Below are 17,131 nucleotides of genomic sequence, written 5' to 3'. Positions count from 1 at the left end.
CTAGCAGTCCTGACTTTGCGGGTTCAGGGCGTATCGGCCGCACAGTTCCCGATCAAGGGCACCGCATTCGTTGCAGCCGCCTTCGACATAGAAGCAAAAACGGTTACGCCCGCAATTCTTGGCGCGATAAAGCGCCTTGTCGGCATCGCGATAGATTGAGTCCGGCGTTCCGTTATGATCGGCACAGGTCGAGATGCCGATACTGATGCCAACATGGACTTCGTTGCCATCAATGATCAGGGGACGTGACACTTCCTCGATAATCCGTTGGGCCGGAATGGCGGCATCGCGGACATCATCCATCAATGGCAGGACCACGGCGAACTCATCGCCGCCAAGACGGGCGACGACATCGGCTTCGCGGCAATTGCGTTTGATGATTTCGGCGACTTCGACCAGAAGCTTGTCCCCGACCGGATGGCCAAACGTGTCATTGACTTTCTTGAAGCGATCAAGATCGAGCAGCAGCAAAACGATACTTTTTTCAAAGCGCCGGTTGATCTGAATGATCTGCGACAGCATTGAATTGAACTGATAGCGATTGGATAGACCGGTCAGTTGATCGGTCTGGGCAAGCCTGCGAATTTCGGCTTCGACCGCCTTGGTCGGCGTGATATCGGCATGGGTGCCCGACATGCGCAGCGGATTGCCATCCGCATCCCATTCCACGACCTTGCCGCGATCAAGAACCCATACCCAGCTGCCATCCTTGTGACGCATCCGGCATTCGCACTGATAGTGATCGGTTTCCCCCCGGAAGGTGCTTTGCAACGCAGCGTCGGACTTTTCGAGGTCTTCGGGATGGCAATATGCCAACCATGTGTCGATGCTTACGGGACCAAGTTCGTCGAGCGTGTAACCAATGATTTCGGCCCAGCGTTCGTTAAACCGGGTTTCGCCGGTCTGAACGTTCCATTCCCATGTGCCCGCACTGGTGCCCCAGATGATTTCATCAAGACGCTGGCGTTCCTCGGCCAGTTTGCGGTTGGCATCCTTGAGCATGCGTTCGTAATGTTCGCGCTCGGTAATATCGACATTGGTGGTGTGAATGTATTTGCGTTCATGCAGCTCTATCAGGCCGGCATGCACCTGCATCTTGCGGATTTCGCCATTCCCCAGGCGATGTTGAACGACAAATGACAACGCGCCATGTTCGAGAACCGCACTGACATGCCTGTGCATGGACGGTGCGCCATCAACATCAAGGTCCGGGATCGTCCGACCAACAAGACCGCCATCGGCAAAACCATAAAGTTCTTCTGCTGCGCGGCTGGCATCAACAATCTGGCCATCTGCCGGATCGACCAGAATGTTGATCGCAGTTGTGTTGCTAAACATCTGGCGATACAGCAGTTCACGTTCGCGGAAGGCGACTTCGGCCTGTTTGACATCGTTAATATCGGCGAATGAAACGATCACGCCGTCAAAGGTGCCGGTCTGTTCATTATGCAGGGGTTCTGCGTTAACCCGGATCCAGGCAAATTCGCCATTGGGGCGATTGACCCCCAACACAACGCCATATTCGCGGTCACCGGTTGCAAGGACCCTTTTGCCGGGAAGCTCATCACGGGTCAGCGGCACACCATCTTCGCGCACAAAGGTGCACGGCGTTTCGGGCACGGTCTTTCGGCAAAGTTCGTCGCCCGTGAGACCAAGAATCTCAAGCGCAGTATTATTGAACTCCACCACTGTACCGGCGGCGTCATGCACAACCACCCCCTCGGCAAGGGAGTTAAGAAGGCGCTTGTGCAGATTGCCGCCTTTTTGCAGCGTGTGACTGGTGCCATCCGATGAACAGAGCGTTTGCGTCGGACCAAGGCGCGTCAAGCATCCCGACGTCACAACATCGCCACTGGCCAATTCGTGGATCGTCGCGCAATCTTCGACCGTGATCCAATTGCCATCTTTATGGCGCAAACGGAAGGTTAGCCGCTGGTTGGCATCATTTGTGGCCTGTTGATTTCGGTGCTGCGCGAACAGCGCGACATCATCGGGATGAAGCAAGGATGCCCAACCCTGTGTGCGATCAAAGTCGCTATCGGCCGGGTCGTAGCCAAGCAGTTCAAAAACGCCTGCGCCGAAATAGTTCCGTGACGGGGTCTTGCGGAAAAACTCATAGAGAACCGGCGCCGCACCGGCAGCGCAAGCGTCAGTTCCTGTCTGTTTGGTCAAGTTTACCGACAAATTCATCCCGTCGCCGTACTGGCGTCTCCTTCAGGAAACCAAAATAAACGATACCAATGTATAGGTATTTATTTATACCTATTGAAAATTGATGCAAAGCAGATTCTGCAGCGAAGACGTGAAATCGTTTCCCCGATCGAGCTAACTTATTGAACTGAAGCCCCGTATCGACAATCCCTTCAAAAGTAGAACACCGATAAACAGGGCTCCGGCATGCACAGGAAACAGGCATAAAAAAAGGAGCAGTTACCTGCTCCTTTGTATGGGTCATGGCGTTTGCGCGGCCAGTTGCGGGTTAGCCCAGCAACTCCAGATAACGTCCGGCGGCCAAAAACTCTGCCCGGTGACGGTCGAGACGGGCGATGGCCTCGGCATCGTCGCCCCACTTTTCCATCGCGTAGCCTTCGTCAAGGATCGAGGCTTCAAACGCGGTTGTGGTGTCAAGCTTGCGGTTCATCACGGCAAGACCAATGATCACGGAACCTGAAATCGTCGTCAGACTGTGCAGGGCTGTCAGGTAATAGTCGTCAAAACCTTCGACATGATCCTGCAAGCGCAGCAATGCATGGTCTTCCTGGGTGATCGGCATCACACCTTCGGTGACCGTTAGCACCACCCCCAGATGGTCTTTTGACCAATCGAGAAGCGGCTGCCATGTCTTGGCCTGACGTTCGATCAGGTCTTCGGGGAAGGATGCGCGATAGCACAGCAAATCCGATCGGCCATAGCCGGTCAGCTCAGCAATCACCGCATCGCGGTTGGGCCGCACCCGGTCAATCGCGGTCGCGGCAAGCTGCATGATCGGCATGGTGGAAGGCTGGACTTTTTCGCCCTGTGCGTCCCATTCCGCCGCGATTTCACGCGCAAGTACTTCGGATGGCAGCACAAAGTCCGCCTTGGCCGGGGTTTTCACCGCACGACCATCAAGAAGCACGCGCCAGCCGGCCCCGGTTTCATCGGCGCTGGCATCGGCCTTTTTATAGAAACGTTTGATCGATTGTGTAAGCATGACCGCCATATGCCCAAAAGCAGCGGATTGCGCAAGTGATTTGCCACATAATTTGCCAGATAAAGAGCGCCAATTGAGCGATTATCAAGAATTTCTGTATAATTTTTGATCAAATTGCCCCATTGACCAAATAATAAACACCCTTACTCTGCTGGGCGAAGGTTACAAAACCGCGACAAAGCGGGCGCACAGGCGACATGGCATGACCATTGCTAAGTGCGCATTGGATTTATCAGGTGGCTGGATTGTTTCATCGATCCGCATTCAGGAGGCTTCTTTAGACATGACCACGTTTACGAACCGACTTTTGGGGGCTGCTATCGGGGCGGCCGTTGCCCTTGGCGCGCATGCGGCCCTGGCAGATATGGCGATCAAATTCTCGCTCGACTGGAAATACGAAGGTCCGGCGGCACCGTATCTTCTGGCCAAGAAGAACGGTTATTTTGAGGAAGAAGGCCTTGATGTCACGATTGACTCGGGCAACGGTTCGGTCGGTGCTATCACCCGTGTTGCCAGCGGCGCGTATGACCTTTCGCTTGCTGACATCAACTCGCTGGTGGAATTCAACGCATCCAACCCGGATCGCGCCATGAAGTCGATCTTCATGGTTTATGATCGCCCGCCGTTTGCGCTGTTCATGCTGAAAAGTTCCGGCATTACCAAGCCGGAAGACCTGGTTGGCAAAACCCTTGGCGCACCGGTCTTTGACGCATCGCGCAAACTGTATCCGGCCTTTGCATCGGCCACCGGTCTCGACCTTGATGCTGTGACCTGGGAAAGCATGGACCCGCCGCTGCGTGAACCGATGCTGGTGCGTGGTGATGTGGATGCGATTTCCGGTCACTATTTCACCTCAATCCTGAACCTGCAGGCGCAGGGTGTTGCCAAGGATGACCTGACCGTCTTTATGTACAAAGACTTTGGCATGGACTTCTATGGCAACGGCATTCTGGCATCGCCGGACATGATGGAAAACCACCCGGAAGAAGTTAAAGGCTTCCTGCGTGGTGTGGTCAAAGGCTGGGCGGCGGCGATTGCCGATCCGCAGTCCGCAATTGATGCCCTTAAGGAAGTTGATCCGCTGATCAACCCGGATCTTGAACTGCAGCGCCTGCAGATGGCGATTGATGAAAACGTCGTCACCCCGGCAACCCTTGAAGAAGGCATGGGCCTTGTCAAAGCCGACCGTATGGCCAAGGCCATCGATCAGGTTGCCCTGGCTTTCGGGTTTGAGAACAAGCCGTCTGTTGATGACATCTATACCGATGAATTCATGCCGTCTGCCGAAGACCGCATGCTGAAGTAATCATCTTATGAAGCGGGGCAGTCGGATTTTCTGACTGCCCCGTTTTCCATGACAGAGAAACAAGAATACGAACAGGCCAAGCAGGGGGAATAACTGCAGTGTCCAAAAGCTTCGTCGAACTCAACGACGTCAAACTTCGCTATAGTGAAGGCGATGAACTGGCGCTTGAAACCACCAACATGAAGATCGACAAGGGCGAATTTATCGCCGTTGTCGGCCCGTCGGGGTGTGGCAAGTCATCCTTGCTGAAACTGGTTTCCGGCCTGATGCCGCCATCCGAGGGCAATGTCATTGTCGATGGCAAGGAAGTTTCAGGGCCACTCAAGATTGTTGGCATGGCGTTTCAGAACCCGACCCTTTTGCCGTGGCGCACGACCCTTGATAACGTTCTGTTGCCGATGGAAATCGTCAAGCCGCACCGCAACCGCCTTCGCAAACATCGCGCGGAATATGAAGAACGCGCGCGCAAGCTTTTGGCGACCGTCGGGCTTGAAGGCCACGAAGACAAATACCCGTGGGAGCTTTCAGGGGGCATGCAGCAGCGTGCATCGCTGTGCCGGTCATTGATCCATGAGCCGGATCTTTTGATGCTCGACGAGCCGTTTGGTGCGCTTGATGCCTTCACCCGTGAAGAGCTTTGGGACATCTTGCAGAACCTTTGGATGATCAAGCCGTTCACGGTTATTCTGGTCACCCATGATTTGCGTGAGGCGGCCTATCTTGCCGATACCATCTATGTGATGTCCAAACGCCCGGGTAAAATCCTTGTGGAGCGCAAAAACACCCTGCCCCGCCCCCGCGATCAGGAAACCACCTTTACCCAGCCTTTCACCGATCTTGTCCACGAATTGCGCAGTCACATTCGTGACGTGCGAGAAGCATAAGGAAGGGCGGGAAAAGTCATGAAAAAGAAATTGAACCTTCGCAAAGCAACGCCGTGGCTAAGCGCCATCGGGCTTTTTGTGCTGTGGGAATTGATTGTACGGATTTTCAACATTCCGCCTTATGTCCTGCCGACCCCGTCTGAAAGCATTATTGTCGGCTGGCAGTTCCATGAAGCGATCTGGATGCATGCCTATCACACGCTTTATACGACACTGGCGGGCTTTGCCATTGCCGTGGTGTTCGGGGTTGTGCTGGGTGCGCTGGTCGGATCAAGCCGGGCGATCTATGACGCGGCCAACCCGCTTTTGGTCGGGTTTAACTCTGTCCCCAAGGTCGCCCTTGTCCCGGTTCTGGTGATGTGGTTTGGCATTGGCACCGTGCCGGCGATCATCACGGCGTTTTTGATTTCGTTCTTCCCGATTGTGGTCAATGTTGCCACCGGCCTTGCCACGCTGGAGCCGGAATTGCGCGATGTGTTGCGGTCGCTTGGCGCGACACGGCGTGACATCCTGATCAAGGTCGGTTTCCCGCGGGCGATGCCGTACTTCTTTGCGTCCCTTAAGGTTGCGATCACGCTGGCCTTTGTCGGGTCGGTGATTTCGGAAACTGTCGCATCGAACGTTGGTGTTGGTTATTTGATGTTGTCGGCGTCGTCGAAATTCAACATGCCGCTGGTGTTTGCCGGATTGCTGGTGATCGCGGTGATGGGCATTGCGATGTATGAAATCTTCAACGTCATCGAACGCCGGTCGACCAAATGGGCAAATCGCGGAAATCCAACGAATTAAACCCATAGAACCCAATCATCAGACAAATAAAAAGGCCGGGAAACCCCGGCCTTTTTTTGATCATACAATTGGCGATGATCAGCTGAGATGTTCGTCAAAGAAGGCCATGGTGCGTTCCCAGGCCAGCATGGCGTCTTCGCCGTCATAGCGCCCACCGGTCGGGTTGGCAAAGGCGTGATCGGCGTCATACCAGAAGAACTGGTAATCGGTCTTGCCAGCAATACGCAGCGATTCTTCAAAACCTTCGACCATTTCCCGGTTGATGTTTTTATCAAGGGTGCCGAAATGGCCCATGATCGGCGCATTAAGCGTTGCGACCTGTTCCGGCGTCTTTTTGACGTTGCCGTAATAGATCACGGCTGCGTCAATATTGGCGGCGAGTGCTGTATTGAGCGACCAGCCACCGCCAAAGCACCAACCGACCGAACCAACCTTGCCGGTTGAGTCCTTGTGACCGCGGAGGAATTCGACCGAGGCCTGCAGCTTGCGGGTCGCAACCGCCGGATCCATCGATGACATCAGGGAACGCGCCCCATCCGGCGTGGTGGCAGGCGGTTCACCATACAGATCAACCGCAAGGGCAATATAGCCCTGCTTGGCATATTCAGCCGCCACCGCGCGAATATGGTCATTAAGCCCCCACCATTCGTGGATCAGAATGACCGTCGGTGCAGGCAGGGTGGCCGGCATGGCGACTTCGGCGACCATTTCATCGCCTTCTGGCGTGGTGATGGTCACTTTATCAAGGCCGTGCCCGGCCGCATGGGCCAGCATCGGGTCGGCAAGAATAACAGCCAAAGGCAGGGCAACTGCGCCCTTCAGAAACAGTCGGCGTTCTTCATCGGTTGCCTTGGGCGGCGGACCGAGATGTTCGTGGGAGCCACATCCGTCTAGCGTACACATGTTCTAGCCTCCTCTGATTCCTGTTTTCGGGTTTTCCCGTATCACCATCATTTGCGACGGCACGCCCGGTTGGCAAATGACATTCCTGTCATCTGGCCTGCCATCTAGCCCGTCAGCTACATTCAGACGCGACCGCATTTCATTCAGGTTTGTTTACGGTGCCAATCGCAACAAGGATCATGATAACACAGCGCTCAGTCCTTTAACTGCTGCTTGCACCAATGGACGTCCCCTGCTTAAAAGGGGCACCCAACAGCCACAACCCGCCAGATGGAGAAGACATGCGCGATATTGAAACGGTTTTGTTCGACCTTGGCGGCGTTCTTGTCGACTGGGATCCGCGTTATCTGTATCGCAAGATGTTCAAGGACGATGCCGAGATGGAGCGTTTTCTGGCCGAGGTTTGCCATCCGCACTGGAACCATCTGCATGATCAGGGGATGTTGAGCTTTGCCAATTCCATCCCCGACCTTCAGCACCGCTATCCGCAGCACCATGACGAGATCGCCGCATGGCAGGAACGCTGGCCGGAGATGCTAAAAGGGGCGATTGATCGCACGGTCGGGATTCTTGAAGACCTTAAAAAACGCAAAAAAGTGCGGCTGTTTGCCCTGACCAACTGGTCGGCAGAAACATGGCCACATGCGTTGGAACGCTTTGAGTTCCTTGATCACTTCGAAGATATTCTAGTGTCTGGCCAGGAAAAACTCGCCAAGCCCGATCCGCGCATTTTTGATCTGGCGATTTCACGCTTCAAACTTAACCCGCGCGAAACCCTGTTTATCGATGATAGCGAACGCAATATTCAGCAGGCACGCGAACTGGGCTTTATCACCCACTGGTTCCGCGATCCGGTGAAATTGCAGCGTGAATTGATCGAGTATCAGCTGTACTGATCAGCGGACCGACATCAAAGCTGCCCTAGCGGCGCTGGCGCAGGTAATTGCCGAAGCATTCGCCAAAGGCAAATTCCCAGCCCTTGAGGTAGCCTTCGCGAAGGGCTGGCGCGATTTGGCCGACATTTTCCCATGCCTTGTGCTCCAACCGGATGACACAGCGACCAAACTCGTTAAGGTCAAAGGAGACCTCAACGAGGGTAAAGTCGCCAGCATTCCAGCCCGGATGCCAGGTAAAGGACACATGTTCGCCCGGTTGCCAGCTTCGTACCCGCCCCCACGGGATATCATCCTGCCCCTTGGCGCGTTCGATGATTTCGCCGCCGACACCGTCATTGAATTCGACCGTGATGCAGTCCTTTTTTGAGATCGAATGGGTATCGGTCGGCCACCATTCGCCAAAGCCCGATGTGAAAGCGGTAAACGCGTCATCGGGATCGACGGCCAGGGTCAGCTCAAAGCGGATTGGGGCAAGGTCGGGATTCTTAAGCGGCGTCACGGTCAATTTCCCAAATCGTATCAAGGGCAGCGGTCAGCTCATCAAAGTGGCTGATGACGGCGTGCGCACCTGATTTATGCAGCGTATCAACATCATGATAGCCCCAATCAACCCCGATGGCGATCATGCCAGCCGCCCGGCCCATTTCGATGTCATAGCTGGTATCGCCAACAATCACCGCATTGGGCGCATCGACCCCGGTTTCTTCAAGGGCCGCCATCAACATCGCGGGATTGGGCTTTGACGGGTGATTGTCACAGGTCTGAAGGGTGACAAAGCGGCCTTCAAGTTCGTTGCGCGCCAGCACCGCATCAAGACCCCGGCGGGCCTTGCCGGTTGCCACACCGCTTAGCCATTTACGGCCATCGATTTCCAACAGAACTTCGTGCACACCGGGGAATAGCGGTTCGTGGAAATCGGGGGTCTGGCGCAGGGTGAAGAATGCGGTTTTATAGGCCGCTGTCACGGCTGCGATGATGTCCTCATCCACCCGCGCCGGGCTTGCCAGCTTTGTGATGGCTTCGGGCAGGCTCAGACCAATGATGGTGCGCGTGTTTTCCAGCCCCGGACAATCCAGACCGTGCTGCGCAAAGGCATGATCCATGCAATGCGCAATGGCGTGCTGGCTGTCGACAAGGGTGCCGTCGCAATCAAAAATCACAAGTCTAAGCGGATCAGTGGTCATGTGGGGTCTTTCATCAAAAATTTGGAACGCGGAGACTAATCGAAAGCGTTTCAAAGATCGAGTCTCCCGCGGTTGTATTGCCGTGCATTTTTTGTGCTGTGCGGGAAGCAACAGAAACCACAAGTGAATTTTGTATTACTGTCTAAGCGGTGCAATGCGCGCTACAATTGAATTCTGGCCTACAGGGTCCTGCCCGACAGAGGCAGGCTCTCTGCGACAGGAGGCAGACCATGCTTACACTTCGCGACTGCATCGACTTCAGCGACCTCACCGAGGAGGAAGTGCTGGCTATTGCCGAGTGCGAGCATATTCCTTTGGTCACCGCCCTTGAGGAGGGTGAGTGCATGGTGCATACCAAAAACGGCCGTAAACAGCTTGCCGTGATGATCAAGGGCCAGGCCGAAATGTGTGAACGCATGGGCAATACGGTTCATGCCCAACACCTGAACCGGGTCTATGACGCCTTCATGAGACGTTTCGACAGCAAAAATACCTAGTACAGACTGTGTCCCAACGCCGTTTGATCAGGAGGACGAAAAAGCCGACGCAATGCGTCGGCTTTTCGGTGTCTGGTGCTGTTTGGGAAGCACCCTATTTCTTGCGTGCACGCGACGGCTTTGCCTTTGGCTTGGGCTTTTCTTCCTTTTCGCGGTGAATTTCCGGGGTCAGGAATTTGGTCGGCGTTTTCGGATCGAAGTTCAGCTTTTTGAGCGTTTCGGCGAAATGTTCCGGCACGGGTGCCTCGATCACGACGCGATGGCCGGTCACGGGATGCGGGAAATCAATTGCACGCGCATGCAGATGCATCTGATTGGACAGGCCATCAATAAACGCCTTGGGCCCACCATATTTGCCATCGCCCAGGATCGGGCATTCGATAGCCTCGCAATGGACGCGCAACTGGTGCGTACGACCGGTCAGCGGTGACAGGGCAAGCCATGCGGCCTTGCGCCCGGCGCGATGAAGCTGACGGAAAACAGACTGGGCCGATTTCCCGAGCTTCTCGTCGATGACCATTTTCTCCCCGCCCTTGCCAGCGATTTTGGCAAGCGGGGCATCAATCATGCCTTCGCGTTCCGCAGGCGCACAGGTGACGATCGCCCAGTAAAGCTTGCGGGTCGATTTATCCTTGAACGCCTTGGTCAGCGCATGGGCCGCCGATGCCGAACGGGCCAGCAACAACACACCACTGGTGTCCTTGTCCAGACGGTGGACCAGCTTCGGGCGTTCCTTGCTATCAAGCTTCAGCGCATCAAGCATGCCATCGACATGAACATTGGTGTTGGTCCCGCCCTGCACGGCAAGGCCGGCGGGCTTGTTGATTGCCAGAACCAACTCGTCATAGAAAATGACGGAATCGCGCAGTGCCTGCAGCTCTGCCTCGGTCGCATCGGACTTGGCGGGGCCAGCGTGTTTGCGTTGCTGGACTTCAGACGGGTTATAGCCCGAACCATCTTCGCCCCATGGGCCGGTACCACCACCGGACATGACCGGCGCAGGTGGTACACGGATTTCCTGGCCCGGCTCAACACGCTGATTGGCCTTGGCACGTTTGCCATCGACACGGATCTGACCGCCACGCAGGAATTTCTGGACCTGACCAAATGTGAATTCGGGACAGTTGCGCTTGAACCAGCGATCGAGCCGAATGTCGGCCTCGTCTGCTTTGACCTTGCGCAGAGTGACACCACTCATTGCAGAATACCCCTTACTAGCGCGATTGCGCCAAACAATGCCGAAATACCGACCACCACGGAAACACCAACATAAAGGGCGGCAAGCCCCATATTGCCCCGTTCATACAAGGTCGCGACATCCAGCGAGAACGTCGAAAAAGTTGTAAACGCCCCCAGAAAACCGGTCACAAGGAGTGCGCGCGTTTCCAGCCCCATGGATAGCTTCAGGGCGGAAACCTCGATCAGCACCCCCATCAGGAACGAACCGACGACATTGACCGTCAAGGTTCCCCAGGGAAATCCAGTACCCATCACAGAACCGATCATGACGGAAACACTGTGACGCGCAACGGCACCAATGGCACCGCCCAAGGCAATGGATGCGATTAACAACGGTGAAAATTGCATGGCGCGGAACCTATTCCCTCAGTCCTGAAATGTCACGTGTGAATACGGCATGGGCCCATGCCAGCCAAGGGTATCAAACACCATGGCCGACGGATGATCAATCGCATTGGCCTTGTCGGTTTATACCGGTTTATTGATTTTGTCCCATGCGGGCTTCGACATCGGCAAGCCAGGCCCGTGTGCGTTTTTCATTTTGCCCGAAATCATCGCGGCCATAGACCGATTGGGCGAACAAACAGAAAGCCACATCATTGCCAGTTTCCGGCAGTATCAACTCGATCTCGACCCAGTCGGGAAAACGAAATACTGCCGAGCGTGCCAGGAAATAAAGGCGACCGGCCTTGCCACCCGAAACATCGGTCATCAACGTCATGCCGTGATCCGGGGCGGTTTCGATCAAGACTTCCGTCAGGGTCGTGACCGATGCTGCAAAAGACGGACTTTGCATGGCGCGGTCACTGTCAGGCAGGCGACCGGCCGGACAGGCAAGGAAGAAATTCGGCACATTCGGAAGGTCGGCATCGCGCCCGAAGGTCATATTGGGGGGATCGCCAGCGGGCAACATATGATCCATCAGCCCGGTAAAACGGACCGTTACGAAAATGCCTGCCAGTACCAGCAGTCCCCAGATTGCAACCATCGCCAGCCGTTTCAATGACACCACCTGCCCTTTTGCGAACTCCGATACATTAACCACAAAAGGTTAAGAATCAAAATGCCCGAACGGGAGGGAACCGTCGGGCATTTCGGGAAACACGCCCGTCAATCAGCAAACCAAGGGGGGGGGATATGGAAATTCGCTGATCGGCGGGAATGTATCGGGGTTTTTGAACCGGGATGCTTAGGCAGCGGCCGGCAGCTTGGCAGCTTCGACATTGGCAATTGCCTTGGCCATGGCTTCTTCGGCGTTAACACCAAAGCCAGACGCTTCGACGATTTCGACATCGGTGATGCCGATAAAGGCCAGAACCTGTTTGAGGTACGGGGTCGCGAAATCAGCCGGGCTATTGACCGGAACGCCACCGGTTGCAGAAACGATATAGGCCTTCTTGCCTTCGACCAGACCAACCGGGCCGTTTTCGGTGTAGTTGAAGGTCACACCAACGCGGGCAATCAGATCAACCCAAGCCTTAAGGGTCGAGGGGATGGAGAAGTTGTACATCGGGGCACCGATGACAAGAACATCAGCATCCATAATCTCGGCCACCATCTTGTCAGATGCGGCGATCACTTTTTTCTGAGCTTCTGAACGGTTTTCAGCCGGGGTGTAATAGGCACCGACGGTTTCGCCGGTGATCGCTGAAACGACTGCTTCGTTGGTGTCACGTTCGATAACGGTTGCCGAAGAATCCGCGGCTTTGATGCGGTCGATCAGTTTGAGGGCGATCTGGCGGGAGTTCGAGTTCTCACCATTCACAGATGCGCTAACATGCAGAACTTTAGTCATTTTCAGTCTCCGAGTCCGGGTTTGTTTGTTACCCTGAACTTACGCCAGCCAAACCGATCTGTTTAGCCAGAGACTCTTCACCAGATTGTTTCCATTTTGGAACCTAAATAACCGTCGGTTATTTATTGTCGCCTTTCTTTTGACGCTCTGCGCGCAGGCGATCGAAATATTCGACGCGTTTTTTAAGATCGCGTTCAAAGCCGCGTTCAACCGGCTCGTAGAAATTTTGCCGACGCATGCCTTCGGGGAAGTAGTTCTGGCCCGAAAAGCCATCTTCCTGATCGTGGTCATAGGCATAACCCGTGCCATAGCCGATATCCTTCATCAGCTTGGTCGGGGCATTAAGGATATGGGAGGGCGGCATCAGCGACCCGGTATCGCGCGCAATCTTCAGCGACTTTTTATAAGCCGCATAACCAGCATTGGATTTCGGCGCGAGGGCGAGGTAAATCACCGCCTGTGCCAGGGCCAGTTCGCCTTCGGGGCTGCCAAGGCGTTCGTATGATTCCCACGCCCCGATGCAGAATTGCTGGGCCTGCGGATCGGCAAGGCCGATATCTTCGACCGCCATGCGGGTCAGTCGGCGGGCGACGAATTTGGGATCTTCGCCCCCGGCCAGCATCCGGTTAAACCAATAAAGGGCTGCGTCCGGGTCGGAACCCCGAATGGATTTATGCAGTGCACTGATCAGGTTGTAATGGCTGTCATCGCCCTTGTCATAGATCGGCATACGCTTTTGCACGGTGCGGGCAAGCTCCGCCACGCCAAGCGGGCCATCATCTTCGCTGGGCGGCAGAGAAAACAGTTCCTCTGCCAGGTTCAGGCAATAACGCCCATCGCCATCGGCCATGGCGCGCAGGGTTCCGCGTGCTTCGGGCGTGACGGGCAGCTCAAAGCCCATTTCCTTTTCGGCACGTACCAAAAGTTCTTCAAGGCCCTGATCATCAAGACGCTTGAGCACCAGCACCTGACAACGCGAAAGAAGTGCTGCGTTCAATTCAAAAGACGGGTTTTCTGTGGTCGCGCCGATCAGGGTGATGGTGCCGTCTTCGACATAGGGCAGGAAGCTGTCCTGCTGGGCCTTGTTGAAACGGTGTATTTCATCGATGAACAATAGCGTCGCCCCACCGGTGGAACGCCGCGCACGGGCGCGTTCAAACACCTTGCGCAGGTCGGCAACGCCAGAAAAGATCGCCGAGAGCGGTTCAAACGCCATATCGGCAACATCGGCCATCAAACGCGCCAATGTCGTTTTGCCACAGCCCGGCGGCCCCCACAGGATCACCGACGGCACGCGGCCGGTCTTGATCATGCGGGTGATCGGGCCATCATCGCCAAACAGATGCCCCTGGCCCACCACTTCATCGAGTTTGGCGGGGCGCAGTCTGTCGGCCAAAGGGCGCGTGACCTGACTTTCAAACAGGGAAACCATGCTGGAACAATACGATGTTGGTTTTTGGGGCGTCTTGACCGGAAAGTAACACGCAGATGACATTGATGACAGACGAAACATCGTCGATTGACGCTGGCATATGTGACGCATAGCTTTCAGGCTTGTTTCCATCCAAGCAACAAAAAGAACACGTTCGTGACGCTTGTTTTTGCCTGCCTGCCCGACCTTGACTGTCGGTGCCTGCCATGACGTCGACTTCGCATGGTACGCCCGCCAAACTGCCGATTGTGATCGGGTTGGGCACGGGACAGACCCTTGCATTTGGCACCACGCTGTATCTGCCGGCCATCCTGGCAGAGCCGATGGCAATTGAGCTTGGCATTCCACCGGGTTGGGCGTTTGGCGCGTTTTCACTTGCGCTGGTGTTTGCAGCGTTGCTCGGCCCCAAGGCCGGGGCGCGGATTGATCAGTTTGGTGGTCGCACGGTGCTGGCGGTGTCCAGCCTGATCTTTGCCGCGGGTCTTGCGATGCTGGGCGCGGCCGATAGCCTGACCATGATGTGTATAGCGTGGTGCGTCATTGGTGTTGGCATGTCGATGGGGCTTTATGAATCGGCCTTTGCCACGCTGAGCTGGATTTATGGCCATGATGCACGCGGCCCGATCACCGGCATTACCCTGATTGCCGGATTTGCCAGCACGATCTGCTGGCCGATTACCGCCGGGATCGAGGCCGAATTTGACTGGCGCACGGCGTGCTATTTCTGGGCGGCGATGCATATTGTTCTGGGCTTGCCGCTTAATCTGTTACTGATCCCGCGCACCAAGGGTGACGCGCATACGACGGCAGAACACGAAACACCCAAGGCGGCCCCTGCCCCGACGAAGCTTTCACGACAGGATATCTTCAATATGCCGATGATCCTTCTGGCGATTGTGTTTGCCGCCAGCTGGTTTACCGCAACGGCCATGGCGGCCCATTTGCCGCGCCTGTTACAAATTTCGGGGATGGATGCTGCCGGTGCGCTGATTGCGGCGTCGCTTGTGGGGCCAGCACAGGTTGCGGGCCGGTTGGCCGAGTTCGGGTTGCTGAAAAAGATGCATCCGCTGATTTCATCACGGCTTTCTGCCCTGACCCATCCGGTGGGGGCGGTGTTGCTTTTGATCTTTGGCGGGCCGGTCGGAATGCTGTTTACCAGCCTGCACGGGATCGGCAATGGCATTCTGACCATCGCCAAGGGGACCTTGCCATTGGCGATCTTTGGTCCGGTTGGTTATGGCGCCCGGCAAGGTTATATCATGGCACCATCACGCTTTGCGCAGGCGGCAGCCCCGTTTGTCTTCGGCCTTTTGATTGATGATTACGGGCAATATGCGATTTTACTGACCATCGTGCTTGGCCTTGTCACCTTTGCCGCCCTGATGCTGCTGCGTCATCGCCCCGCACCCGGCAATGCCGCCTGACCAAGATACAAAAAAGGCGCGCACCACACAGGTCCGCGCCTTTGCTTTTGGCTATCAGGCCTGAGGCCTACAGGGTGAAATCACCGGTCAGGACTTTGCCATCGCGTTTGACGGAAATCTTCCAGTCGCGGCTGCGTTCACCGGCACGGACGACTTCCTTGAAGCGCGCGACCGTATCAATCGGCTGTCCATTGACCTCGACAATATAGTCACCGGCCTGAAGACGGGTGCGGCGTGCGAGGCTATCGCGGGCAACAGCCAGGATCATCACACCTTCGCTAAGCGTATCGATGCCCAGTTCATCGGCCAGTGCCGGGTTCATGTTGGCGATTTTGGTGCCGCTAAACGGGTTGCGGCCATCAATGATGCTTTCGTCACGGGCGGGAATTTCCGGTGCTACTTCCAGCGGCATGGCAAGGATGGTCTCGGCCCCGCGCCGCAGGACTGACAGCTTTGCCTCGCCATTCAGCTCAAGCGTTGCGATACGGAATTTAAGCTCGTTCGGGTTATCCACGGCCAGGCCGTTGACAGCGATGACAACATCCCCTGATTGCAAGCCGCCGCGCTCAGCGGGGCTTCCGGCACGAACCTTGTTGATCAGGACACCATGCGGGCGATCCAATTCAAGCGAGGCCGCCAGATCGGCCGTCACCGACTGCCCGGCCGCACCCAGCCACGGACGACGCAGATCGCCACTGATCAGACCGCGCATCACCACCTTGACCATATTGGCCGGAACGGCAAAGCCGATGCCGTTCGAACCGCCGGACTTGGTAAAGATCGCCGAGTTCACCCCGATCAGGTTGCCATCAATATCGACCAATGCCCCGCCGGAGTTGCCAGGGTTAATCGCGGCATCGGTCTGAATGAAGGATTGATAATCCTGACCGGTGACACCGGCACGCGCCAATGCCGAAACAATGCCGCTGGTCACGGTCTGCCCGACACCAAACGGGTTACCGATGGCAAGCACAAGGTCGCCAACCTCGACCGCATCAGAGTCGCCAAACGGAATGGCCGGTAGTTCGTTATCAACATCGCGCAGTTTGAGGACGGCAAGATCGGTGCGTTCGTCCGAACCGACCAGATCGGCATCAAATTCGCGGTTGTCATGCAAGACGACGCGAATCTCGCTGGCGCCATCAATCACGTGATGGTTGGTGACCACCGTGCCATTGCCGGAAACAATCACACCGGACCCGAGCGAGCGTTCAACACGCTGGCGCGGGGCGCCAAAAGCACCGCCGAAACGATCGCCAAAGAACTGTTTGAAGAACGGATCATTGAAGAACGGCGTGCGCTGGCGTTGTTCGACGACCTTCTTGGTGTAGATGTTGACAACCGCCGGGGCGGTTTGTTTGACCAATGGCGAAAGCGACATCTTGATGTCCGCCTGGCTTGACGGCAAACGCCGGTCCAGGGTGGCTTCATCGCTTTGGGCATGGGCCAGATTGCCTGTGCTTGAAATCGTCGCGAGTCCGATTATGGCAAAGGCGACAATCTTTGAAATCCATCTTGCCTGCACGTCACACTCTCTCTGTTGGTTTGCTTGTTCGCGGTCCTGTGACCGACAAAGACTTGTCATCAAT

General features: G+C 55.8%; 17 protein-coding genes. 6 read left to right on the top strand and 11 right to left on the bottom strand.

Features of this window, described 5'->3' with window-relative positions; all coding sequences use genetic code 11:
* The gene (locus tag WBY09_RS07475) at positions 1–2,172 is read right to left on the bottom strand and encodes a diguanylate cyclase domain-containing protein (RefSeq protein ID WP_197145330.1); all 2,172 of its coding nucleotides are present in this window, start codon (positions 2,170–2,172) and stop codon (positions 1–3) included.
* Positions 2,173–2,479: 307 nt separating this feature from the next.
* Complete coding sequence (locus WBY09_RS07470) at positions 2,480–3,193, bottom strand: ATP12 family chaperone protein (RefSeq protein ID WP_252723936.1); 714 nt, start codon at positions 3,191–3,193, stop codon at positions 2,480–2,482.
* Between the two features lie 283 nt (positions 3,194–3,476).
* Here WBY09_RS07470 and WBY09_RS07465 point away from each other — a divergent pair, with 283 nt between their 5' ends.
* The 3 genes from WBY09_RS07465 (at position 3,477) to WBY09_RS07455 (ending at position 6,172) form a co-directional block, all read left to right on the top strand.
* Positions 3,477–4,499: an ABC transporter substrate-binding protein gene (locus tag WBY09_RS07465; protein ID WP_063087050.1), complete on the top strand. Its 1,023-nt coding sequence runs from the start codon at positions 3,477–3,479 to the stop codon at positions 4,497–4,499.
* Between the two features lie 98 nt (positions 4,500–4,597).
* Positions 4,598–5,383: an ABC transporter ATP-binding protein gene (locus tag WBY09_RS07460; protein ID WP_197145333.1), complete on the top strand. Its 786-nt coding sequence runs from the start codon at positions 4,598–4,600 to the stop codon at positions 5,381–5,383.
* 18 nt (positions 5,384–5,401) lie between these two features.
* On the top strand, positions 5,402–6,172 hold the full coding sequence (locus WBY09_RS07455) for an ABC transporter permease (RefSeq protein WP_008892212.1): 771 nt from the start codon (positions 5,402–5,404) through the stop codon (positions 6,170–6,172).
* 78 nt (positions 6,173–6,250) lie between these two features.
* Here the strand turns inward: WBY09_RS07455 and WBY09_RS07450 are convergent, their stop codons facing one another.
* Positions 6,251–7,075 carry a dienelactone hydrolase family protein gene (locus tag WBY09_RS07450; protein ID WP_336232387.1) on the bottom strand — a complete coding sequence of 275 codons (825 nt, stop codon included), beginning with the start codon at positions 7,073–7,075 and terminating at the stop codon, positions 6,251–6,253.
* 281 nt (positions 7,076–7,356) lie between these two features.
* On the opposite strand from WBY09_RS07450, the gene WBY09_RS07445 reads away from it, so the two are divergent.
* Complete coding sequence (locus WBY09_RS07445; RefSeq protein WP_063087047.1) at positions 7,357–7,971, top strand: HAD family hydrolase; 615 nt, start codon at positions 7,357–7,359, stop codon at positions 7,969–7,971.
* Positions 7,972–7,996: 25 nt separating this feature from the next.
* Here the strand turns inward: WBY09_RS07445 and WBY09_RS07440 are convergent, their stop codons facing one another.
* Together WBY09_RS07440 and WBY09_RS07435 are read right to left on the bottom strand one after the other, a co-directional pair.
* Positions 7,997–8,470 carry an SRPBCC domain-containing protein gene (locus WBY09_RS07440; RefSeq protein ID WP_336232386.1) on the bottom strand — a complete coding sequence of 158 codons (474 nt, stop codon included), beginning with the start codon at positions 8,468–8,470 and terminating at the stop codon, positions 7,997–7,999.
* The gene (locus WBY09_RS07435) at positions 8,457–9,155 is read right to left on the bottom strand and encodes an HAD-IA family hydrolase (protein ID WP_336232385.1); all 699 of its coding nucleotides are present in this window, start codon (positions 9,153–9,155) and stop codon (positions 8,457–8,459) included. Before WBY09_RS07435 ends, WBY09_RS07440 begins: the two co-directional genes overlap by 14 nt.
* Positions 9,156–9,385: 230 nt before the next feature.
* Here WBY09_RS07435 and WBY09_RS07430 point away from each other — a divergent pair, with 230 nt between their 5' ends.
* Positions 9,386–9,652 carry a hypothetical protein gene (locus tag WBY09_RS07430; protein ID WP_063087045.1) on the top strand — a complete coding sequence of 89 codons (267 nt, stop codon included), beginning with the start codon at positions 9,386–9,388 and terminating at the stop codon, positions 9,650–9,652.
* A 94-nt stretch (positions 9,653–9,746) separates the two neighbouring features.
* Here the strand turns inward: WBY09_RS07430 and WBY09_RS07425 are convergent, their stop codons facing one another.
* The 5 genes from WBY09_RS07425 to WBY09_RS07405 form a co-directional block, all read right to left on the bottom strand.
* Positions 9,747–10,850 (bottom strand): RluA family pseudouridine synthase, encoded by a 1,104-nt coding sequence (locus WBY09_RS07425; protein ID WP_336232384.1) that lies wholly within the window; start codon positions 10,848–10,850, stop codon positions 9,747–9,749.
* A complete protein-coding gene (crcB, locus tag WBY09_RS07420) occupies positions 10,847–11,239 on the bottom strand; it encodes a fluoride efflux transporter CrcB (RefSeq protein ID WP_336232383.1) in 393 nt (130 codons plus the stop codon). The genes WBY09_RS07425 and crcB overlap by 4 nt, the downstream gene beginning before the upstream one ends.
* Positions 11,240–11,369: 130 nt before the next feature.
* Positions 11,370–11,900: a DUF1499 domain-containing protein gene (locus WBY09_RS07415; RefSeq protein WP_336232382.1), complete on the bottom strand. Its 531-nt coding sequence runs from the start codon at positions 11,898–11,900 to the stop codon at positions 11,370–11,372.
* A gap of 180 nt (positions 11,901–12,080) precedes the next feature.
* Entirely contained in the window at positions 12,081–12,686 is a 606-nt protein-coding gene (locus WBY09_RS07410; protein ID WP_336232380.1) for an FMN-dependent NADH-azoreductase, read from the bottom strand.
* Between the two features lie 118 nt (positions 12,687–12,804).
* Positions 12,805–14,118, bottom strand: a complete 1,314-nt coding sequence (locus WBY09_RS07405) for a replication-associated recombination protein A (RefSeq protein ID WP_336232379.1) — start codon at positions 14,116–14,118, stop codon at positions 12,805–12,807.
* A gap of 206 nt (positions 14,119–14,324) precedes the next feature.
* On the opposite strand from WBY09_RS07405, the gene WBY09_RS07400 reads away from it, so the two are divergent.
* Positions 14,325–15,542 carry an MFS transporter gene (locus tag WBY09_RS07400; RefSeq protein WP_336232377.1) on the top strand — a complete coding sequence of 406 codons (1,218 nt, stop codon included), beginning with the start codon at positions 14,325–14,327 and terminating at the stop codon, positions 15,540–15,542.
* 67 nt (positions 15,543–15,609) lie between these two features.
* Here WBY09_RS07400 and WBY09_RS07395 read toward each other — a convergent pair whose 3' ends face one another.
* On the bottom strand, positions 15,610–17,067 hold the full coding sequence (locus tag WBY09_RS07395; protein ID WP_008892199.1) for a DegQ family serine endoprotease: 1,458 nt from the start codon (positions 17,065–17,067) through the stop codon (positions 15,610–15,612).
* Between the last annotated feature and the right edge of the window lie 64 nt (positions 17,068–17,131).

The organism is Thalassospira sp. CH_XMU1458, from assembly GCF_037027205.1.
GTDB classification, from domain to species: domain Bacteria; phylum Pseudomonadota; class Alphaproteobacteria; order Rhodospirillales; family Thalassospiraceae; genus Thalassospira; species Thalassospira tepidiphila.
This window is presented reverse-complemented; position numbering and strand designations above follow the sequence as displayed.

Coding starts and splice junctions, on each gene's coding strand:
- WBY09_RS07470 (WP_252723936.1), bottom strand. CDS start 3,193: ATGCTTACACAATCGATCAAACGTTTCTATAAAAAGGCCGATGCCAGC.
- WBY09_RS07465 (WP_063087050.1), top strand. CDS start 3,477: ATGACCACGTTTACGAACCGACTTTTGGGGGCTGCTATCGGGGCGGCC.
- WBY09_RS07455 (WP_008892212.1), top strand. CDS start 5,402: ATGAAAAAGAAATTGAACCTTCGCAAAGCAACGCCGTGGCTAAGCGCC.
- WBY09_RS07450 (WP_336232387.1), bottom strand. CDS start 7,075: ATGTGTACGCTAGACGGATGTGGCTCCCACGAACATCTCGGTCCGCCG.
- WBY09_RS07445 (WP_063087047.1), top strand. CDS start 7,357: ATGCGCGATATTGAAACGGTTTTGTTCGACCTTGGCGGCGTTCTTGTC.
- WBY09_RS07435 (WP_336232385.1), bottom strand. CDS start 9,155: ATGACCACTGATCCGCTTAGACTTGTGATTTTTGATTGCGACGGCACC.
- WBY09_RS07430 (WP_063087045.1), top strand. CDS start 9,386: ATGCTTACACTTCGCGACTGCATCGACTTCAGCGACCTCACCGAGGAG.
- WBY09_RS07425 (WP_336232384.1), bottom strand. CDS start 10,850: ATGAGTGGTGTCACTCTGCGCAAGGTCAAAGCAGACGAGGCCGACATT.
- crcB (WP_336232383.1), bottom strand. CDS start 11,239: ATGCAATTTTCACCGTTGTTAATCGCATCCATTGCCTTGGGCGGTGCC.
- WBY09_RS07410 (WP_336232380.1), bottom strand. CDS start 12,686: ATGACTAAAGTTCTGCATGTTAGCGCATCTGTGAATGGTGAGAACTCG.
- WBY09_RS07405 (WP_336232379.1), bottom strand. CDS start 14,118: ATGGTTTCCCTGTTTGAAAGTCAGGTCACGCGCCCTTTGGCCGACAGA.
- WBY09_RS07400 (WP_336232377.1), top strand. CDS start 14,325: ATGACGTCGACTTCGCATGGTACGCCCGCCAAACTGCCGATTGTGATC.